This is a genomic window from Flavobacterium flabelliforme, assembly GCF_017948675.1.
Taxonomy (GTDB): domain Bacteria; phylum Bacteroidota; class Bacteroidia; order Flavobacteriales; family Flavobacteriaceae; genus Flavobacterium; species Flavobacterium pygoscelis.
Genome location: NZ_JAGFBU010000004.1, coordinates 315,526 through 336,214 on the forward strand (window position 1 = coordinate 315,526; position 20,689 = coordinate 336,214).

At 33.0% G+C, this 20,689-nt stretch carries 21 protein-coding genes; all 21 read right to left on the reverse strand.

The annotated features are described in order from the left end of the window. Positions 1-9 precede the first annotated feature (9 nt). Positions 10-1,602, reverse strand: a complete 1,593-nt coding sequence (locus J3S90_RS11920) for a 4Fe-4S binding protein (RefSeq protein ID WP_210646369.1) — start codon at positions 1,600-1,602, stop codon at positions 10-12. A 2-nt stretch (positions 1,603-1,604) separates the two neighbouring features. Beyond that, positions 1,605-2,900: an NAD(P)/FAD-dependent oxidoreductase gene (locus tag J3S90_RS11925; protein WP_210646370.1), complete on the reverse strand. Its 1,296-nt coding sequence runs from the start codon at positions 2,898-2,900 to the stop codon at positions 1,605-1,607. A 366-nt stretch (positions 2,901-3,266) separates the two neighbouring features. Next, on the reverse strand, positions 3,267-4,226 hold the full coding sequence (locus J3S90_RS11930) for a fasciclin domain-containing protein (RefSeq protein ID WP_210646371.1): 960 nt from the start codon (positions 4,224-4,226) through the stop codon (positions 3,267-3,269). An 11-nt stretch (positions 4,227-4,237) separates the two neighbouring features. Beyond that, positions 4,238-5,122, reverse strand: coding sequence for a hypothetical protein (locus J3S90_RS11935; RefSeq protein WP_210646372.1), 885 nt, complete (start codon positions 5,120-5,122; stop codon positions 4,238-4,240). 287 nt (positions 5,123-5,409) lie between these two features. Continuing rightward, positions 5,410-6,165: a DUF547 domain-containing protein gene (locus tag J3S90_RS11940; RefSeq protein ID WP_236023944.1), complete on the reverse strand. Its 756-nt coding sequence runs from the start codon at positions 6,163-6,165 to the stop codon at positions 5,410-5,412. Positions 6,166-6,217: 52 nt separating this feature from the next. Beyond that, the gene (locus J3S90_RS11945) at positions 6,218-7,087 is read right to left on the reverse strand and encodes a sterol desaturase family protein (protein ID WP_210646373.1); all 870 of its coding nucleotides are present in this window, start codon (positions 7,085-7,087) and stop codon (positions 6,218-6,220) included. Positions 7,088-7,089: 2 nt separating this feature from the next. Further along, complete coding sequence (locus J3S90_RS11950) at positions 7,090-7,728, reverse strand: TIGR04282 family arsenosugar biosynthesis glycosyltransferase (protein ID WP_210646374.1); 639 nt, start codon at positions 7,726-7,728, stop codon at positions 7,090-7,092. Beyond that, the gene (locus J3S90_RS11955) at positions 7,718-8,212 is read right to left on the reverse strand and encodes a rhodanese-like domain-containing protein (protein ID WP_210646375.1); all 495 of its coding nucleotides are present in this window, start codon (positions 8,210-8,212) and stop codon (positions 7,718-7,720) included. The genes J3S90_RS11950 and J3S90_RS11955 overlap by 11 nt, the downstream gene beginning before the upstream one ends. Positions 8,213-8,930: 718 nt before the next feature. After that, complete coding sequence (locus J3S90_RS16190) at positions 8,931-9,143, reverse strand: ATP-binding protein (RefSeq protein WP_210646428.1); 213 nt, start codon at positions 9,141-9,143, stop codon at positions 8,931-8,933. Continuing rightward, positions 9,144-9,266: a hypothetical protein gene (locus J3S90_RS16040; RefSeq protein WP_255462856.1), complete on the reverse strand. Its 123-nt coding sequence runs from the start codon at positions 9,264-9,266 to the stop codon at positions 9,144-9,146. 315 nt (positions 9,267-9,581) lie between these two features. After that, positions 9,582-10,466 (reverse strand): pirin family protein, encoded by an 885-nt coding sequence (locus J3S90_RS11965; RefSeq protein ID WP_188050531.1) that lies wholly within the window; start codon positions 10,464-10,466, stop codon positions 9,582-9,584. 349 nt (positions 10,467-10,815) lie between these two features. After that, a complete protein-coding gene (locus tag J3S90_RS11970) occupies positions 10,816-11,745 on the reverse strand; it encodes a ClpXP adapter SpxH family protein (RefSeq protein WP_210646376.1) in 930 nt (309 codons plus the stop codon). A 458-nt stretch (positions 11,746-12,203) separates the two neighbouring features. Beyond that, positions 12,204-13,451, reverse strand: coding sequence for an amidohydrolase family protein (locus J3S90_RS11975; protein WP_210646377.1), 1,248 nt, complete (start codon positions 13,449-13,451; stop codon positions 12,204-12,206). A gap of 58 nt (positions 13,452-13,509) precedes the next feature. Continuing rightward, entirely contained in the window at positions 13,510-14,256 is a 747-nt protein-coding gene (locus J3S90_RS11980; RefSeq protein WP_236023945.1) for an SDR family NAD(P)-dependent oxidoreductase, read from the reverse strand. An 11-nt stretch (positions 14,257-14,267) separates the two neighbouring features. After that, positions 14,268-14,822, reverse strand: coding sequence for an NADPH-dependent FMN reductase (locus tag J3S90_RS11985; RefSeq protein ID WP_210646378.1), 555 nt, complete (start codon positions 14,820-14,822; stop codon positions 14,268-14,270). Between the two features lie 23 nt (positions 14,823-14,845). Further along, the gene (locus tag J3S90_RS11990; protein ID WP_210646379.1) at positions 14,846-15,655 is read right to left on the reverse strand and encodes an SDR family oxidoreductase; all 810 of its coding nucleotides are present in this window, start codon (positions 15,653-15,655) and stop codon (positions 14,846-14,848) included. Positions 15,656-15,801: 146 nt separating this feature from the next. Then, positions 15,802-17,313 (reverse strand): catalase, encoded by a 1,512-nt coding sequence (locus tag J3S90_RS11995; RefSeq protein WP_210646380.1) that lies wholly within the window; start codon positions 17,311-17,313, stop codon positions 15,802-15,804. A gap of 93 nt (positions 17,314-17,406) precedes the next feature. Next, positions 17,407-18,120 carry a pirin family protein gene (locus tag J3S90_RS12000; protein WP_210646430.1) on the reverse strand — a complete coding sequence of 238 codons (714 nt, stop codon included), beginning with the start codon at positions 18,118-18,120 and terminating at the stop codon, positions 17,407-17,409. 270 nt (positions 18,121-18,390) lie between these two features. After that, positions 18,391-19,263, reverse strand: a complete 873-nt coding sequence (locus J3S90_RS12005; protein WP_210646381.1) for a helix-turn-helix domain-containing protein — start codon at positions 19,261-19,263, stop codon at positions 18,391-18,393. Between the two features lie 41 nt (positions 19,264-19,304). Continuing rightward, on the reverse strand, positions 19,305-19,874 hold the full coding sequence (locus J3S90_RS12010; protein WP_210646382.1) for a TMEM175 family protein: 570 nt from the start codon (positions 19,872-19,874) through the stop codon (positions 19,305-19,307). A gap of 184 nt (positions 19,875-20,058) precedes the next feature. After that, positions 20,059-20,634: an MliC family protein gene (locus J3S90_RS12015; RefSeq protein ID WP_210646383.1), complete on the reverse strand. Its 576-nt coding sequence runs from the start codon at positions 20,632-20,634 to the stop codon at positions 20,059-20,061. Positions 20,635-20,689: the final 55 nt, after the last annotated feature.

Consider the following 20,689-nt stretch of genomic DNA (forward strand, 5'->3'; position numbering starts at 1 on the left):
AAAAATTTTCTATTTATTATTTATTAAATCTAGTAAATCAACATCATTTCCTAGTAAAATTTCATTAGCATTTATTCTACCTGATACGGAGTTATTTTCTAATTTTAGAACGCCACGAGGGCAAACTGCCGAACATATGCCACAACCAACACAAGAAGAACGCACAATATTTTCTCCTTTTTGAGCGTAGCTACGCACATCAATTCCCATTTCGCAATAGGTAGAACAATTACCGCATGAAATACATTGTCCGCCATTTGTAGTAATTCTAAATCTCGAAAATAAGCGTTGTTGCAGTCCTAATATTGCAGCCATTGGACATCCAAAACGACACCAAACTCGATTGCCTAAAATAGGATAAAACCCAACTCCCACGACACCACTAAATGCAGCTCCTATAGCAAAGCCGTACCATTCTCTCAATGAATTACTATCTAAAAACAGAATGTTTTGTTTTCCAGAAAAATAATTGAGCAGCAAAGATATAATAATTATAGCGACTAATGAAAGCATTGTATAAATCGCATCGGTATCCATATCTTTTCTTTTAAAAACATACAGTACAATTGTAAATAATGCTAAGAAAATTACTATACCAAATATAAATTGATCTTTTGTAATAAAACTCATTTGAGGATTATCAGATAAAAATGTAAATATTACTGCGATTGTCATAATAAATGAAAATACAAGAACACTGTGAATCATCCATCGTTCAATTTTCCATGATATTGTTGATTTACTTGACAAATGTCTAAAGCTATCACCAGCAGTTTCTGCGAGACCTCCGCAACCACAAACCCAAGAGCAATACCATCTTTTACCATAAAAATAGGTAAGGATAGGGGAGATGATAAAAATCATTGCTATACCAAAGATCAACATGAACATGCCTAAATTACCGCCTTCCAACATGCTTTTTAAGTGCCAATCATTAAAAAAATAATAGTTTAGTGGCCACATATTTTTTAAATCCTTAGCAAAATAAGCTTTTTCTGGATTCAGTTTTTCTAAAATTTCGGGAATTAAAAAAGCAAATCCTAATTGAAAAAACATTACTGATAAAGTACGCACTAATTGGTACTTATTATGTCTGTATTTTAAAATAAATTTATAACCTAACCCTAAAATAGCGACAGTATATAAAGTACCATAAACAAACCATTGAGTAGCCGCTTTTCCGTTTAAAATTAGACTTAGTGGATCAAAAAATGCAACAATTCCAGTATTTTTTCCACCTTCTTGATTAAGCCCTAAATACTGAGGGTACCAATATAAAACAACATAAAATGAAGTTAACACAATACCAGTCATCCAAGCCAAAGTACCTTTGTTGGTAAAGTTTGTATGCCAAACGCCATTGTTTTTTATACCTGCTGGCTGATTGAGATAGGTTTTATTTGCATAAGTAATAACACCTACTAAAATTAAAGCTATAGCGGTAGCAAGCCAAATTTCTTTATTTGGAAAATTAACATTAAATAATGATAGTACCAAAATAAATAAACCCAATATGCCTAAAGTAACACTTAATTTTTGCATGCCATTCATCTGCATATTTTCATGAGAAGCAATCGATATATTTTCACCTATTTTAGTCATAATTATGCGGTTTTAAAACTATCGAATTGTTTGTAAAATTGTTTTTGAATTTCTTTATGATGCGAAGTGAAAAATTCCGGATCAAAATTAGCTTTAAGTAAATTTTCGATAACATATTCTACCGTTTTCTTTTCTGTCAAAACCTTATCAAAAAATTCATGACGCATTCGTATACCAAAAGTATTAATACCTAAGAAAGTGCGATTACTTTTATCAAAAGAAATTCGTATTGCTTTCTTTCCTTGCTGATGTTCCCAATAAAACTGTGCTTCGTATTCTTTAGGTTTAGCCAAAACCCAGCCGTAAGTTTGGTATTCTATATCTAGGAATTTAGCCGAATTGAACCAATTTCCTGGATTATATGCTGTGGGTATTCCTGATAATGTTTGTGATAAAGTTTCTCCCATCATTCGACCCGTATACCAAACAGCCTCAACAACTGTTCTTTCTCCAATCGCAACACGTTGTTCAGCACAATCACCAATTGCGTAAATGTCTTTTATATTTGTTTCTAAAAAACGATCTACTTTTATTCCTTTTCCTAATTCTATTCCTGAATTTTTTAAAAAATCAATGTTTGGAGATACTCCTGCGGTCAAACCTACTATATCGCAAAGTATTATTTCTCCTTTATCCGTTACAACTCCTTTAGCATTTCCGCTTTCGTCTGAAAGAATTTCTACTAAATTGGTTTCTAATCTCAAATCAATATTATGTTCTACTATGTGACGGTTAATCATCTGACTTTCGTCAAAAGGTAAAATGCCTGCCCAAAAGGATTTTTCTCGAACAAGTAAAGTAACTTGTATGTCACGAGAGCGAAGCATTTCTGCTAATTCGATTCCTATTAAACCTCCTCCAACAATGACAGCTCGATTTGCATTTACAGACCACTTCTCTAATGATTCTAAATCTTTTTTATGATACAATCCGGTAACGCCTTTTAGTTCTTCGCCAGGCCAGCCAAATTTATTAGGTTTTGATCCAGTTGCTAATACTAATTTGTCGTAGCTTATTTTTTTGTCGTTTGCCAAAATAATTTCTTTTGCAGAAGGAACAACCTGTATAACTTGCCCTAGTGTAAGTTCTATTTTGTTTTTTTTCCAAAAATCATTTTCATAAGGTTGTGTGTGCTCAAATTTCATGTGTCCCATGAAAACATACATTAACGCTGTTCGTGAAAAGAAAAACTCATTTTCATTTGATACAATTGTAATCTTTGATTCAGATTTCTTTCTGATATGTCGTGCAAGCGTGACTCCCGCAATTCCATTTCCAATGATTACAATATGTTCCATATAAAATATTTGAGTATTCGATTACTGAAAAAATAATTTGTTAGCTGATTTAAAAGGATACTATTTTAATCATCATTTTAAAAACCAATACTTTGAATCTACATCAATTTAATAAAATCAAATGTATTTTATAAATATTAATAGAATTACGTGCTTGTTTATCTGACCGCAAATATAGTTTTAAGTTAAAACCATAATGATTAACAATTCATAAAATTTCAATTCTTTTTAGAAAAAAATATTAATTAGAAAGTACAATTATAATGGATTATAAAAACTAAAATCTTTATTTTTTTAGAAAGCAATAATTTAAAAGAAAACAGTTGCAATTATAAACTTGTAACTGTTTTCTTTTGTTTTATATTATTATGGCAATAAAACTTTGTCTATTACATGTACAATTCCGTTACTACATTGTATATCTGGAATAACCATATTAGCAGGAGTTGTAATTCCATTACTTTTTATAGTAAAAGTACCGTTTAAAAATGGGCTATATGTCAACGTTCCTCCACCTGCTGTAGCAACTGTAGTGCTAGTTTGTTCTGATGTAAATTTTCCACCTGCAATTGCATGGTTTAATAAAACTTGTGCTAAAACTGATGCTGGTGCATTGGTAACATCCTGAACAGTTGCAAATCCCGCCGCTTTAAATGCTGCATCTGTTGGTGCATAAATAGTAAAGTTAGCATTTGGATCAGCTAAAACCGGTGCTAAACCCGACTTTACAACCGCTGCCACTAAAAAAGTAAGTTCAGGCGCTTTAAATACTTTAGCAGTTTGTAATAATATTGCAGATTGTACAATATCTACACCAGTAGCGATCATCACTTTATCTATAGCATGAACGGTACCATTACTAGCATTTACATTTGTCAATATTATTTTTGAACCGTTGATGTATAAATCTTTTCCTCTACTTATAAAACGTCTGTTAGGTCCTAAAGCAGATTTTGATGTGTTGCCAGTTATAATTTGATTAGAAAGTAAATCCCCGTTAGAAACATGATACAGTAGGGTATTGGTCAAAAAACTATTTTGTAATCCTCCCAAAGTTCCTGCATCAACTAATCCTAGTCTTGCAAAAGCATCATTTGTAGGAGCGAAAACAGTGTAATGTCCAGAAGGATCATTAGGATTACGGTTGCTTAAAACTCCAACTACACCACCTTGTACTGCAGCTCCTTCAAGTGTGCTAAAATTAGGATTAGCTACTGCAATTCCAGCAATACTAGGTGTTTCATCTTTGTACTCAGAATCACATGAAACTATAGATAACATTAAAGCTACTGCGAAAAAAGCGTTTTTTATATTTGTATTTTTCATTTTATATTTTTTTAAAATTTGTAAACTAAACCACCGTAATAACCTGTCGAATTACCAATATTTCTACCAGCTACCAATGTACTAGCTCCAACAGAAACACCTAGATCTTTATATACAGGAGTATATAAATTTAAACCTATTTTGGTATAATTTACTTTTGTAATTGGGAAAAAGCCTGTAAAACCTTGTCCAAAAATATCTACACCACCAGTTGATTTTTGATTCGCTATAAAAGCGTCCCCGTAAAATAATCTTGCTGCATAACCTACTTTAAGTTCTGTAGCGTAAGAGTTAGGAACATCATTTGAAGCGTAATTTCCAGCTAACTGCGCCGATGCAAAAATTCCTGAATTCATTTTGTACATTGCCATACCAGTTGTACTAACTGTTGTACTTCTATTTCCAATGGCAATAATAGATTGGAATCCTTCTTCAACTTTGTAGTTGCCTAATGGTGTTTTTAATCCTAAAGCTCCAATTAAGCGTAACGAAGAAGAACCAAAATCAAAATAAAACGGACTATATTTAACAAAAACTGAAACATCTTGAAAACCTTTTCTTTCGTTTTCTAAATTTAAATTTGTTAAAACTTCTGGCGTCGCATTCCCTTTTGCAGTTACGTAAGGTAATACTAAAACTACATCAACTTGGTCACTAATTCCATAAGTGGCATAAATAGAAGTACTCGTGATTTTTGTTTCGTTAAAAACAGGAACTCCTTTTACTTTTTCTGGAATAAAATAAACCTCATCATATTTTTCTGAACTAAAAGAAAGAGAAACATTTCCCTTGCCTTTTCCTTGCATGAATCCACTAATTGGACTCTGAGAATGAGCTGTGTTAACATATCCAAATGTTGTTACAGCTAAAATGAATAGTAATTGTTTTTTAATCATGATAATAATGTGTTTTTGTTTAATTTAAATTGATTTACGAAAAAAGAGTAATTATGGTTTTAAAAAAATATAAAATTTTTTAAATTATTTTTTAACGTATTGACTTTTAGAGCTTTAAACTTATTGATTTTGTAAATTTTTGTACAGTTTAAACAATCAAATCACATTCTAATTGGGGTATAATATTTATCTCCAGTTATTTTTTATCAAAGTACTTACTTTCAAAATCTTCTACTGATTTATTGTTATAATAAACTTTATTAAAACACGGAATTAGTGTTGATAATTTAATCATTCAAACTCCAATTGTAGTCTTTGTAATTTAATTTTGCTTTAGGATTTATTTTAATAGAAGAATATTGATTTAAGAATGAAATAACAGAACCCTCTTTTTTAAAATCACCTGCAAACCAATCAAATATTTTAGAAATTTCAATTTTATTAGCTGTGATGCTATTTTTACTTTTATCGTTAATAAAACTTTTTGCTACGGTATTAAGTTGTTGTTCCAATTTTGTTTCCGTGTAAGCGCTATTCAACAAGTTTGGACAAGAAAACGAGGCGCAGTTAATAGCGAAATGTATTCTAGGTTCATCCATTTTTCGTAAAATTTCATGTTCGATTTCTTCTAAACTATATTTTTTATTAGCTAAAGAAATGAATTTTTTACCCCAAGGATTATTGATGTCTTTAATACTTTTTATGGGCATATTATCTAAAATTAATTTAACAGTAAAAGCATTATAAGTGTTAATCCAATAAGCCAAAGCAGCATTTCTTGACCAAGATCTATTGGGAACTCTAGCAGATAATTCATCTAGGTAAGATTGTAACTCTTTACCATCTTTTTGAAAAGCTTTATAATTTACTGTTCCATCTTTTGATACATTTTTTTGCAAAAGTGCATTCCACTTATTATGATCTGTAGCCTCATCAAGTACTTTTTCTGATACAGTAGAAGTTGAAGTAAGTTTTACCTGCTCTTTATTTTTTCCACAGGAAATCATTGGTAAAAGGATCAGTATAATTAGGTATTTTTTCATATTTTATTTAAAGTTAATTTTTAGTAATTAGGCTTGTGCCAATTAGAATTTGTTATTGTAATGGAAAAAGTTCTTGCTTTATAAAATCCTCTGGAAATTTATCATCATCATCAAAACCAAGTTCAATATCTCTACCATCACTCGGAATATAATTGGTTTTAAAAAGGTAATCCCAAATGCTTAATGAAATTCCAAAATTGACCCCATTTTTATTTGGTATTTTTTTACTGTGATGCCAAATGTGCATTTTAGGATTATTAAAAATATATTTAAAAATACCATAATCCCAGCCAATATTAGCATGATTTAGATGTCCAATTGCAATTGATATAAAATGTACAATAAACACATCTTGAAGATTTATTCCACCTATCAAAATAATGGGTATGTAAAGTAGGACTTTGTAAACCAGTGGTTCCATCCAATTGTATCTAAAATGAGCAGCAAAACCCATTTCTTTGACACTGTGATGAGTTTTATGAATTTTCCACAAGAACGGAATTGTATGCAAAAGGCGGTGTACATTCCATTGAATAAAATCGCTAATAACAAAAAATAATAGTAACGAAATTGGTTGAGGAAGTTTAGATATTGATAGGAGCTGAATAGATGTTAGTTCGAATCCAAAGAAATGCAAAAAATCATTGATAAACTGCTCAGTGATGTTTGATAGCGCTATTAATAAAATGAGATTGAGTAAGAAAAAATTAAAAAACAAGTAAAATAAATCCAGCCAAAAATCTTTTCGGAAAATAGCTTGATTTTTTCTCCATGGAAACAAAATTTCAAGCAACCAAACTTTAACAGAAATAGCGATTAATCCGTAGAAATAATTATCCCATTTCCAGTACAATACTTCGTTTTTTAGATAATCGAAATAACCACTATAGGAATTTATTAAAATAGCAATGTATTTATCCATTTTTATACTTCTTTACTTGATATTTCTGCATTTGTATTAATCTTGATGTTTTTACAATTATATCCGCTCCGTTCTAAATCTTCAAAAGTATCAATATCATTCAATGTTGGTAAAATGGCAATTTTAAAATGCTCTAAATCTTTTATTGTCGCTTCATACACGCTATCAGTGCCCCATTTTTTATTTAGAAAAACAGTGTCATTTTTTTTCTTTAATCCTAACAAATAATAACCACCATCTTCGGCCGGTCCTATAGCAACGTCATAAGTGTTTAGTTGTTTAAAAGCGTTTTCAATGATAGATTTTGTTAAGTCAAATAAGTCACTGCCTACAATGATACATCTTTCGTAGCCCATTTCAAAAAGACTATCAAAAGCAGTTTGCATTCGTTGTCCTAAATCACCCTCAATTTGTAGCTTTTTTTGATAAATTGCTTTCGGCCACAAGTCATTTTTACTTATATAACTGTCATAAAAAACAAATTTATCACAATCTGCATGTTCAGTTACATTTTTAGTATGATTGAGCAAATCATTGTACACAGTCAAAGCATTTTGATCACCAATTGTTTTTGCGAGTCTTGTTTTTACTTTCCCAATTTCTGGATTTCTAGTAAAAATAAGTAAGGCATTAGTCTTCATATATTTTTATTCCTTTATTTAAATAAGCGCTCCATTCTTTGTTGTAAGTGTGCACACTATCTGTTTCTATGTTTTTTGAATTCACCACTTTTCCACCAGAATTCTTGTATTCAAAAATTCCACCAAAAAGATTGTATACATTTTTATACCCTAATTTTTGTAATTTTTCTCCAATTCTCTCACTCCGAACCCCAATAGAACAATATACGACTATGTTGGTTTTCTTATTTCTAATTTTTTTAACAATAGGTTTTGCTTTAAAGCGATCAAATCCTACCCAAATTGCTCCCTTGATATGACTTACTTTAAATTCATTTACTTCTCTTGCATCAAGGAAAACCATATTTTTTTTCCCTTTTAATTCATTTACCATGATATATGGAACGGTTTCTTTATTCAGTTCTTTAAGCGCTTTAGGAATATTGCCTTGCGCCTGAATTCCTATCGAAAAAATACAAATAAAAATAGAGAGATAAATTCGCATGTTATTTTTTTTAAAGGTAAATACTTTATTAAATGTTTTAAAACTTATTTAGTTGTTGCGGACTATTTTAATCCAATATAAATGAGTGATTAAAGGTATTTACGTAGAAAACATAAAATTAGTTCTTTAAAATTATGTTATTTCTAAAAAATTACAATAAAGAATTGATAATGAGATTTGTTTAATTTATAAATTGAATAAATTTTTTAAGAAGGAATTACTAATGTATAGGATTATGAAATCGTTTTTAGAAAAAGAATTGTTTCTTTATTGTTGGAAAAATTCAGGCTAATCTACTATCACATTTTATTATTCTATTATCTTTTAGAATTACAGAGATAATTTGAATAGTAAATTTTAATTTCAGATATAAAATGTGTTTAGAGAATTTTTCAACATATTATAAAAGCTCAGAAGAATACAAAAATAAAAAAGCCTAAAAATTTTTTCGCAAATTTTTGATTGCGGACAAAGAGGTACCATTAGCTTTATTAATTTTCTAGTAATTAAAGGGGGTTAAAAGTTACTATTTAACAACGGGGACAACAATAGGTTCACTTTCAAAAGTTTATATAGTTAACAAAAGTAATAAGTTTTATAAAAAAAAGGAAAAATTATTCATTATAAGCATAGTTCAAAGTTGTTTTCTAAATGATAAATTTTAAATTAAATTGTTCAGTGAATAGCTATTTCTAGTAGTAATTATTTACTGTAAAAGTTAAATTGGCAAAATACCTAAATAATATTGTTTGCTTATGCCTCTTTTCTTCCTCATGGATTCCCAAATTAGTTCAAGTCGGCGTGACTGATGAATGAGTCTATTTAAAATAGTATCAGCTGTAGTTTTCTCTCCAATAATATCGTACCAACTCTGCAGTGCTATTTGTGATGTTAAGATTATAGAACCATTATTATGCCTGTGTTCAATGATTTATAAAAGTGTAATTCGGTTATGTGCATCTAATGACTGCATTCCAAAATCGTCAAGTATTATTAGATCTTTTCTTTCTAATTGTAGGATAATCGGAATCCAAAAGAATAAATGAAACTTCATGTTTTTTGAATAGATTGAAATCGAATACAATAAAAAATTCGGATTTGAAATATATGATAAAAATGAATTTAAAAAATCAATCAAATATTTACAAAAATATCGCTTAATTTAAATTCTTCCTTTTATTGCATATCCATCAGCACTTAGAAGCGAAATGATGAAGTAGGAACAACAATGTTATTGTTGATTTTTTACAAAAAAAATAAATGCTGTTGAAGCAACCTGATATAGGTCACAGTCAACAGCATTTTAATCAGTTTTTTTTAATGTATGATGAACTTGCATCATCCCCTAAAAATCCTAAGTATTTCGGTTTTATTTTCTAGGTAAACTCGGATATGGAATAAACTCGTCTTCTTCTCCTTGAATTTTTGGAAACAATTGTTCTTTCCATTTGTTCTTGGCGATTTCAATTAGCTCTTTAGATGAAGAGACAAAATTCCAGTCGATAAAGCGTTCTTCAGCAAAAGTTTCACCACCAAAAATATAAATCGAAGTGTTTTCATGAATGGTAAATTCGCAAAGTGTACTTTCATTTGCCACTAATAATTGTTTTGGACCGTAGAGATTACCTTCACTTTCAATAGCTCCTTCTAAAATATACATCCCAGCCTCTCCGTAAAGATGATGACCAATATTGACTGATTGTTTTGATTTACTCTTTATTTCAATCATAAACAATTTACTAAATACGGGAACGGGCGATTTTTTATCAAAAGCTTCACCGGCTACCAGTTTAAATTGTAAATCACCTTCAGTCCATGATGGTATTTCGCTTTCTTCAATATGCGAAAAAGCGGGCTCCATTTGTTCTAAATGCTTGGGCAATGCTACCCAGATTTGCAAACCGTGCATAAATAATTCTGATTCTCGCAAATATTCTGGCGTTCTTTCAGAGTGAACAATGCCTTTTCCCGCAGTCATCCAGTTTACAGCTCCTGGTTTTACTTCAACATTGTTTCCTAAAGTATCGCGATGCATTATGCTGCCTTCAAATAAAAATGTTAATGTTGATAATCCAATGTGTGGATGGGGCAAAACATCAAAGTTTTCTCTTTCATTCAATTTTACCGGCCCCATGTGGTCGATGTAAATGAAAGGCCCAACCATCCTTTTTTGTCGAAAAGGCAATAAGCGTCCCACCATAAATTTCCCAATCGTGGCAGCTCGTTCTTCTATTATTAATTGGATATTTGACATAGTGCTTAAATATTTTTCAATGTTTTTTTAGTTTGGTAATTAGTTTAACCAATGCCGTATTTAGATACATTCCGTACGCATTAATTGAAAAGCCTTTTAGATCTTAGTGGATCGCAGAAATGGCATAGATTATACTTTTGTTATTCCCATCTCACATTTCTTGAAAACGTATAATTTTATCGATTTCAAAATCGTCTGGATTTAGTTCTACATTTTTTCCTAGACAAATGATGCAATACTGTTCAATATTAAAATTGTGCGTTTACCCTTCAAAGGAAGACCGTTGGTGACTTCTGCCGATTTGGTATATTTTTCCTAAATGATTTTTGAAACTCAAAGATACAATAACTTAAGATTTCAATATTTTCCACATCGAACCATTCTTTGTGGTTACTTTATCTAATATCGCTTTATTTGAAAGTTCATTCAACATTTTTTCGCTTTCCACTCTTGGATTTCCAGATAGTTCCGAAAATTCTTTTGCTGTAAGCGAAGGATATTTTGCAAAAAGCGTTTCCCAATCTTTACGGTATTCTTTTTTTACCGCATTTGGATTTAACTTCAGAATCGCCATTTCATAAAAAGCATAGGGTTTTGAACCATGAACCGTTTCTTTGGTGCCGTTTTCGTCAAAGAAGAAAATTGTAGGAAACCCTCGAACTCCAAGTGTTCTTCCTAATTGCAAGTCTTCTTCAAATCGCTTCTTCGCATCATTTTCAAAATCTGATTTTAATTGGTCAACGTCCAATCCTACGTTTTGAGCTGCAGTTGCAATATGTTCCCATTTAGCAATGTTTTTCTTATTCAGGAAAACCATTTCTCTCACTTCACGCATAAATAGCACCGCTTTTTCCTCGTCTTGCATTTGAGCTGCTTTAAAAGCAATCGATGGCGGATAGGAGGAATCTAGCGGGTCTTCCAACCATAAATCGCCGTCAATAGGCATGTCATAATAAGCACTGACTTCGTCCCAATGGGTTGCAACATCTGATGGTTTTCCAATACCGCCGCTGTTGTAACTCCAGTCGGGTAATAAACCACCCATGCGGTAATCAATATCGATGGCATCGCCGTATTCTAATTTCAATTTACGCAATTGCGGTTCAATTCCCCAACAAGAGGAGCAAATTGGATCGGTATAATAAACCAGTTTTACGCGTTTTGCTGTCGATTGTTGTGTGTTTTTAGTTGTGTTATCGGTCGTATCTGATCCAATTTCGCACATACCGGTTTCGATATCGCATAAAAGCGGATTGACTTTATTCGTTTCAGTACTCATATTTTTAGTTTTTAATTGATCTTGCAAAGCGGTCAAGCTTAACAAATTTATTTGTAATTTAAAGAAATTTTACTTTAACACCATGCTTTTCTTTATTGACTTTTTCAGAAGTAGCAAATTCCTCCATGTTTATTTTAGTGCTTATTCTAACGGCTTTGTTTTTTTAAGTTGTTCAACTAGTACAGACTTCAACCAAATTTCCAGTCTGCACTGCACTAATATTCAAATCATCCATGATTAATGGCAATAGGCCGGAAGGCATCAACTCTGATAATATTCCTGAGAAAGTTACAGAGGAAATCAAAATTATAATCTGCCACGGAAAAATGCTTTTGGCTTTTTAAACACTATACTCTTTAGTCATAACTTTGATTTTAGGAGATTATAGTTTTTAAAGTATTTCACATTAAGTAGTTCAATTGTTCTGAAACAACCAATGTGAAGTACTTTAATTATGATTAAAGAGGTAATGGAATATCGTACGCCATCTCTTTTCGACGGAATAAGAAATTTCCATTACGTACAGATGCCAAGACATCTACTCTTTTTCGCATTGCTTCATAAACCGAGCTTTCATTTAAAACAATGAAATTCGCAGCTTTACCTGCCTCTAATCCATAACTGTCTTGAATATTTAAACAACGAGCTCCATTGTAAGTAATTAAGTCGAAATTTGTTTTTACGTCTTCCGAAGACATAATTTGAGCCAAGTGAATTCCATTATCAAGAATATTCATCATATTACCATTACCCATTGGATACCAAGGGTCATTGATGGAATCTTGAGCAAAAGCAACATTAATTCCGTACTGTATAAATTCTTTCACTCGCGTTAGTCCACGGCGTTTTGGATACGTGTCTTGACGACCTTGCAAATAGACATTCTCGGTTGGACATGCTATAAAGTTCAATTTTGTTTTTTGGAATATATCTAACATTCTAAACGCATACGAATCATCTGCCGAACCAAAGGAACACGTATGACTTGCGGTAGTTTTACTTCCGTAATCTTCCATGTAAACGAGTCCATTTAATAATTCTACAAAGCGGGAGTGGGGATCATCTGTTTCATCACAATGCACATCAATCAGTTTATCGTATTTCATAGCCATTTTTACGATATCGTGAATGGATTTTTCGCCAAATTCCCTTGCAGGTTCATAATGCGGAATTCCACCTACAACATCAGCTCCCATTTTGAGTGCTTCTTCCACTAAATCGCGTCCCCCTTTATACATGTACATCCCTTCTTGGGGAAAAGCCACAATTTGTATGTCAACAATATCTCTTAATTCTGCTTTCAATTCCAGCATCGCTTTTAGTGCCGTAAAGTTGGGATCAGTAACATCAATGTGAGTTCGAATGTGTTGTACACCTTGTGAAACTTCATCTTTAATTCCCTTCATTGCCAATCTTTTCACACTTTCAACGGTTAATGTTTTTTTGAATTGTGGCCATAGTTTAATGGCTTCAAATAGAGTTCCAGAACTAGCTCCTTCTTGTCCAAGTTCCGATAAAGTATAAACATAATCCAAATGCAAGTGCGGATCAACATAAGGAGGCATCACAAGCTTCCCGTTAAGGTCAATTTCTTCGTCACATTTTGGCAAATTAGTGCCAATGTGTATGATTTTTCCGTTTTCCACAATCATTTCAGTAGCAGTGTCGTTGCGATAAATTTTTGCATTAAAAAACTTCTTTTTCATGTTTGATTTATTTTACGTTAATAATTGATTACTGCCAATATCTTACTAACTATTTAATCTATCTTAATTTTATGTCTCCACCATCTGCCATAAGTGTTTGACCTGTCATATATTGACTGTCATCACTTAATAAAAAAGCGACAATTGGTGCGACATCTTTTTGAGGGTCTCCAAAACGTTGCATCGGGTTTTTACTAACAATCTCTTCATATTGTTCAGGAAAATTTTCTTTCCATTGTTTAACACCCTCAGTAAATGCTAAAGGACAAACGACATTTACACGAATGCCATCTACTGCCCATTCATTTGCTACTACACGAGATAATCCCCTAATAGCTTCTTTTGCTGCAGCGTAACTTCCTTGATTTTTTTGACCCAATAATCCTGCTCCAGAACCAAAATTCACAATGGCTCCATTATTTTTTTTAAGCTCTGAATAAGCCGCCTTCATGAAATTTAAAGTACCTTTTAAACCAGTGTCCATGGATAGTGCCCAATCAGCTTCGGTAAGTTCCAATAATGGTTTTTGACGTGAAGCGTGTGCATTATTTACTAAACTTGTCAATTTGCCAAATTTAGAAATGGCTAATGCCACCGCCTCTTTTGCTACGGATTCTTTCGAGATATCGCCATTTAGGAATGCTATCTGATCTGGATTGGAAGCTACCTTTTTCTTTCCAGCATCTTCATTTAAATCTACTGCTACAACAAAGGCTCCTCTTTCTGTTAATTCAGATGTTATAGCTCCTCCAATTCCTGCTGCTCCGCCAGTTACGATTATTACTTTACCTGTTAAATTTTTCATTATAATAGTTATTACTTTACAATAGTTTGAACCCATTTTTCAAAAGCTTCCATAAACGTGGTTAGAAACTTTTTAGTTGAATCGTTTTTTAAATTACCTTTTTCATCAAAAAGATCTGCTGCTCCACCAATATAAGCTTCGGGTTGAGCCATTGTAGGAACATTGACAAAAGCCAATGATTGTCTCAAATGATGGTTAGCTCCAAATCCGCTGATATTTCCTGTAGAAACACTCACTACAGCACCTGGTTTTTCTGTCCAAACATTTTTCCCATAAGGTCTAGAACCGACATCAATTGCGTTTTTTAACACAGCGGGAACCGAACGATTGTATTCAGGCGTTACAAAAATAAGTCCGTCAACCGCTTTTAGAGCTTCTCTTAAAGTCGTCCATTCTTCAGGCGGTGTTCCTTCTAAATCTTGGTTGAACATTGGGATATTTGAAATGTCAATTAATTCCAATTCTAATGATTGTGGGGCGACTTCCATCAACACTTTTGCGGTTTTCAAGTTGAATGATTCTTTGCGAAGACTTCCTACGAGTACGCCAATTTTAAATTTTTTCATATATATCTTTTTTAAATTAATTTTTATTTCATTTTTTTAATGTTGTGAATCACGCCGCCGTCCACTAAAATATCAGTGCTTGTTATAAAACTTGCTTCATCACTGGCTAGGAAACACACTACGTTGGCAACGTCTTCTGCTTGTCCGTTTCGCTGCATCGGTGTGGCTTTTCGAATCGCTTCCATACGTTCGGGATGCTCTTCTGCGGCTTTTAATGCCATAGGAGTTTCAATTACTCCGGGAGAAACAGAAACAATTCGCGCCCCTTTTTGTCCCCACTTATTAGCGTGTTTGTGTGTCAACAATTGAACACCTCTTTTGGCAAAATTGTACATGGTGTCGGAATCTTTGACAAACTTACTAACCGTCTCAAAAGAACCTGAAGACTGCGGATTAGCCAAAGCGTCATCATATTCAGGATTTGGAGGAACCGAATGCGCCATCATCGACGAAAGTAATATAGCTGCTGAATCTTTTTTTGCAATGTCGAAAAACGCATCTACTAAAAGTTCAGTTGCAATTAAGTCAATGCTGTACACTTTTTTCAAATCTTTTACGGTTCCACTGACACCAGCGGTATGAACCAAAGCTTTTAATTGACCTTTTTGGGAAACAAATTTGGTTAGTTTTTCAATGTCGTTTTTATCGGTGATGTCACAAGCAATACCTGCCACATCAAATCCTTCTTTTTTAAAAGATTGTACGGTTTCATCGACTTGATCTTGCGAATAATCGGTAATAATTATAGGTTGGTTTTTAAATGCTCTTGCACAAGCTTGACCTATTCCTCCAGCTCCACCTGTTATCACTATCAACTTTTTATCTTCTTTCATTTTTACTATTTTATATGAATTTATAATTAACTCTAAATTTTCGCAGTTCAAGCAGAACTAGGTTGGAAAAATACTTTAGAAACCTTGTACTAATTATTGAATTTGCTAATCATTAAGGCATTGGTTTTTAATTTTCATTATTTATATTATCCGTTTGTTGGCTTTGGTGCCCAACGATTGTAAGGCGTCAGGTCAAAGTTATTTACTTCTTCCATGGTCAAATTCAACGCTTTTGCCACACCTTCTCCATATTCTGGATCGGCTTTGAAACAGTTTCTAATGTGGCGAATTTGGATAAATTTTTCCGCACCACCCACTTGTGCTGCAGTATTGGCAAACAATAAATTTGCTTTTCCATCTGCTTTAATGATTCGGAATAAATTACCGGGTTGTGTGAAGTAATCTTCGTCGTCATCTCTAAAATTATGAGCATAAGCATCTCCGTTTAATTCTAATGGCGGTTCTTTCGCATCGGGTTGTTCTTGCCATTCGCCAAAACTGTTTGGTTCATAATGTCTGGCTCCACCATAATTGCCATCTACTCGCATGGCACCATCACGATGAAAAGAATTGTAGGGACAAGTTGGTTTATTTACCGGAATTTGAAAATGGTTGACACCTAAACGATAACGTTGTGCATCGCCGTAAGAAAAGAGTCTTCCTTGTAGCATTTTGTCCGGCGAAAATCCAATCCCAGGAACAATATTGTTTGGATTAAAAGCAGCTTGTTCGACATCTTGGAAGTAATTCTCTGGATTTCTGTTCAACTCAAATTCTCCCACTGGAATAAGCGGAAAATCTTTTTTTGACCAAACTTTTGTTAAATCAAAAGGGTGGAAGCGGTAGGTTTTTGCTTGTTCTTCGGTCATAACTTGAATGGACATCTTCCATTTTGGAAAATCATTTCTTTCAATAGCATCAAAAAGATCTCGTTGTGACGATTCTCTATCCGAACCTACTATTTTCATCGCTTCTTCATCCGATAGGTTTTCAATGCCTTGCTGAGTTACAAAATGAAACTTAACCCAATGCCTTTCATTGTTCTTATTGATGAAACTATAGGTATGACTTCCAAAACCGTGCATGTGACGGTATCCTTTTGGAATTCCGCGATCACTCATCGTGATGGTTATTTGGTGTAAAGATTCAGGTAGTAAAGTCCAAAAGTCCCAGTTGTTGTTTGCACTTCGTAAGTTGGTTTTAGGATCTCTTTTCACCGCATGATTCAAATCGGGAAACTTCATTGGATCGCGAAAGAAAAACACTGGCGTATTATTTCCTACTAAATCCCAAATACCTTCTTCGGTGTAAAATTTCAATGCAAAACCTCGAATATCGCGTTCGGCATCGGCTGCTCCACGTTCTCCTGCTACTGTTGAAAACCGACTGAACATTTCCGTTCTTTTACCAATTTCATTAAAGATTTTGGCTTTTGTATACTGCGAAATGTCGTGTGTAACAGTAAATGTTCCAAAAGCACCAGAACCTTTAGCATGCATTCTTCGCTCTGGAATTACTTCTCGATCAAAGTTGGCCATTTTTTCCAGAAACCAAGCATCTTGCATTAACATCGGTCCGCGAGTTCCTGCCGTTTGTACATTTTGATTGTCGCCTACTGGAGCTCCCGACTGTCTTGTAAGTTTGTTTTTATCGTCCATAATTTGTGTTGTTTTGTTATAAAAAATTTAGAACGTTAATTTACGAAATTATTGATGTACTAAATCAATTACTGCACTTTTTATATAAATTACTTATCGGTTCATTGGAACTTCCATCAACAATATCCTTGCTTGTGAATTTGCCTTAATTTGAATTGCGTTGGTATTCCAAATCCCCATTCCGTCTCTTTTTGAAAGTGGTTGATCGTTAATTGTTGCTTCTCCTTCTAAAATAAAAGCATACACTCCGTTACCTTTTTTTTTTATTTGATACGTTTCGCTAGTTTCTTTTGTAAATTGACCGAGGTGAAACCAAGCATCTTGATGGATCCAAACACCTTGATCGTCTTTATTTGGCGAAAGAATTTGATAGAACTCATTTTCTTTTGCAATATCTTTTAGTGAAATCTGATCGTATTTTGGTGTTACATTTTTCTTGTTTGGAAAAATCCAAATCTGTAAAAACTTCACCTCTTTATGAGTGTTTTTGTTGTATTCAGAATGAGTAACTCCCGTTCCAGCACTCATAGCTTGCACATCGCCTTGCTTGATTACTGTAGTGTTTCCCATACTGTCTTTGTGTTCCAAATCACCTTCTAAAGGAATTGAAATAATTTCCATATTATCGTGTGGATGTGTGCCAAAGCCCATTCCGCCTTGTACACTATCATCGTTCAAAACCCGTAATAAGCCAAAGTTCATTCGTTCAGGATTGTTATAATTGGCAAAGCTAAAAGTATGATAAGAGTTAAGCCATCCGTGATTTGCATTTCCTCTCGTAGCTGCTTTGTGAATAACTGTATTCATAGTTTTTATGTTTTTATTGGGCAAATAATTGAATCCTACTTGTTCCATCAATCGATCATAAGTAGATGCGATAACCGGTTGTTCTGCTTTTTTTATGATTTGAGGTGCAATGGTTCCTGCTACACCTGTAAGAAGGATATTTTTTAAGAATTTTTTACGATCCATAATTTTGCCGTTTGTTACTACTACAAAGGTGGCTTTATTATTTCAAGTCTGGAATATGAAAATGGAGTGTAAACGTATGAATTTCCGATTTTTATAGAAATGTGCCTATTTAATTTCTCGTTTCTTGAAGTGAGAAGGAGATAACTTGGTGTGTTTTTTAAAAAAAGCACTAAAATTGGCAGGTTCTTTAAACCCCAATTGGTAGGCAATTTCTTTATTGGTTAAACTGCTGAAAAAGAGGAGTCTTTTAGCTTCTGTAATGATTCGTGCTTGAATAAATTCTTTGGCAGTTTTGCCTACTTTGGCTTTAAATGTTCGATTCAAATGATCCGGACTAATAAAAAGCTGACTGGCATAAAAGGTGGTTGAATGTTCTTTTTTGAAATTTTGGTTTACCGCATTTTTAAAATTCCGAATTAAAGAAGCTCCGGAAATAGCAATATCCGATTCCATGGGATTGATGGCACAACTAGTATTGCATGCAATTAGTATTAATTTTAAAAACGAGCCAATGGATAAAAATTTCATTGCAGCATTACTATTAAATAATTTGACTATTTCATTGGCGAAATTTTCTATGCTTTCAAAATCTTTGCTTTCTAGTTGTAACGGTGGACTTTGTCCGTAATTTTGAAATAGGTTTAAGCTTTCTATAAATGAGATTGGAATGGAGTTTTCAACTAAAAACTGGTTAGAAAAGGTCATCGAAAAGCCCTCAGATTTTTCATTCTCAATTACTTGATGTACTTGTCCTGGAGCAATAAAAAAGATTTGATTTTCAGAAAATTCATAGGAATTAAAATCTATTTTATGAATACCTTTTGCTTTATTGATAATTAAAACAGAATAGAAATTATGCCGATGTGGTTCATCTACTTTACCGTTTCGAAGCTTGTAAATATCCTGCATTTTAGCAATACTAAAATGAAGATTTTCTTGGTTACTATTTATGCTTTTATAGGTTTTTACGGCAGTCATTACTAGCTTTAATTAGAATCTTAAAAGGAGGTTGGTATAAATTATACTTTTGTTTCAATTCTTCGGTCGGGAACCAGCCACATTATAGCAACAATTCCGTAGAAAATTAAAGCTACCCACGGAAAAATAAATGCGGATGCAATTCCCAAGAGGTACAATGCCATTGATATTTTTCCTTTTCGATCTGAACCAATAACTTGCCTTAAAGCAAATTGGTCGTCGTGGAATTTTATAATTATGGCTTGTAAAATAAAGTAAGCTATCGCACAAAAAAGCAAAACTACACCGTAAGCCATTACAGGAAGAAGATTTGTATAATTTTCTCCAATCCAAGCCGTGGTAAATGGAATAAGGGAAAGCCAAAAGAGGAGATGCAAATTGGCCCACAGAATTTTACCGTTTACTTTTTCGGTAATTTGAAAGAGGTGATGATGGTTATTCCAATAAATTCCAACGTAAATGAAACTGAAAATATAACTGATAAAAACAGGCGTTTTTGCAAGTAAAGAGTTCAAATCCGTGTCAACAGGAGCTTTGAGTTCCAATACCATAATAGTAATGATAATTGCCAAAACGCCGTCGCTAAAAGCTTCTAGTCTGTTTGTTGTCATTTTGAAGAAAGAAATTACGTGAAAGAGAAAAGCGAATTTAGTAATTTCTGAATTATAAACAACATCTATGTCGATGGTGCATAAAAAAACGGTTAGAAAAACAAAGTGTCTTTCTAACCGCTAAAATTATAAGTCCATCCATCTGATTACCCATAAACTTGGCTTCAGACAAATCCTATTTTATTTAATTTTCAAAAACCGTTTTACCGTCTTTTGTCAAAGTAAGGTGATCGCCTTTTCCTCTCAATTCGTATTGGTCATTTTTATACCAAATTCCCGAAGCTGGTTTTTCGCCAACCAAATCAATTTGTTCGCCACCGTTTAAATACGCTTTTACGGTATTTTCAGTATTGTTGAACGTCAAATCTAAAGTTTGTCCGTTTTTATCTTTTAAAGATTGCGAACCCATTTCGTCTTTGTGTTCAAAAATCAGTTTACCATCTTTTGTAAGTTCGATGTCATTTCCTTTTCCTCTCAGTTCGAATTGTTCATTTTTATACCAAATGCCAGAACCTGATCGTTGGGCTTTTAATTCGCTAGTCTCGCCGTCAAAATTTATTGTGGCAGTACCATTGATATTGTCAAATTTCATTTCTAATTGTTTGCCTTCTTTGTTGGTCAAAGTCGATGTAACAACGTCTTCATTTTTAACTTCTACCGCTTCTGTTGTAATCACGCTCTCGTCTTTTTGAGTTTTTTCCTTACAAGAAGTAACTATTAATGCGGTCAACATTGCGAAAGTCAAAATTTGTTTTTTCATTTTATATATAGTTTTAATTTTGATAGTTGTATTTCAATAATTGTTCCAAAAATTT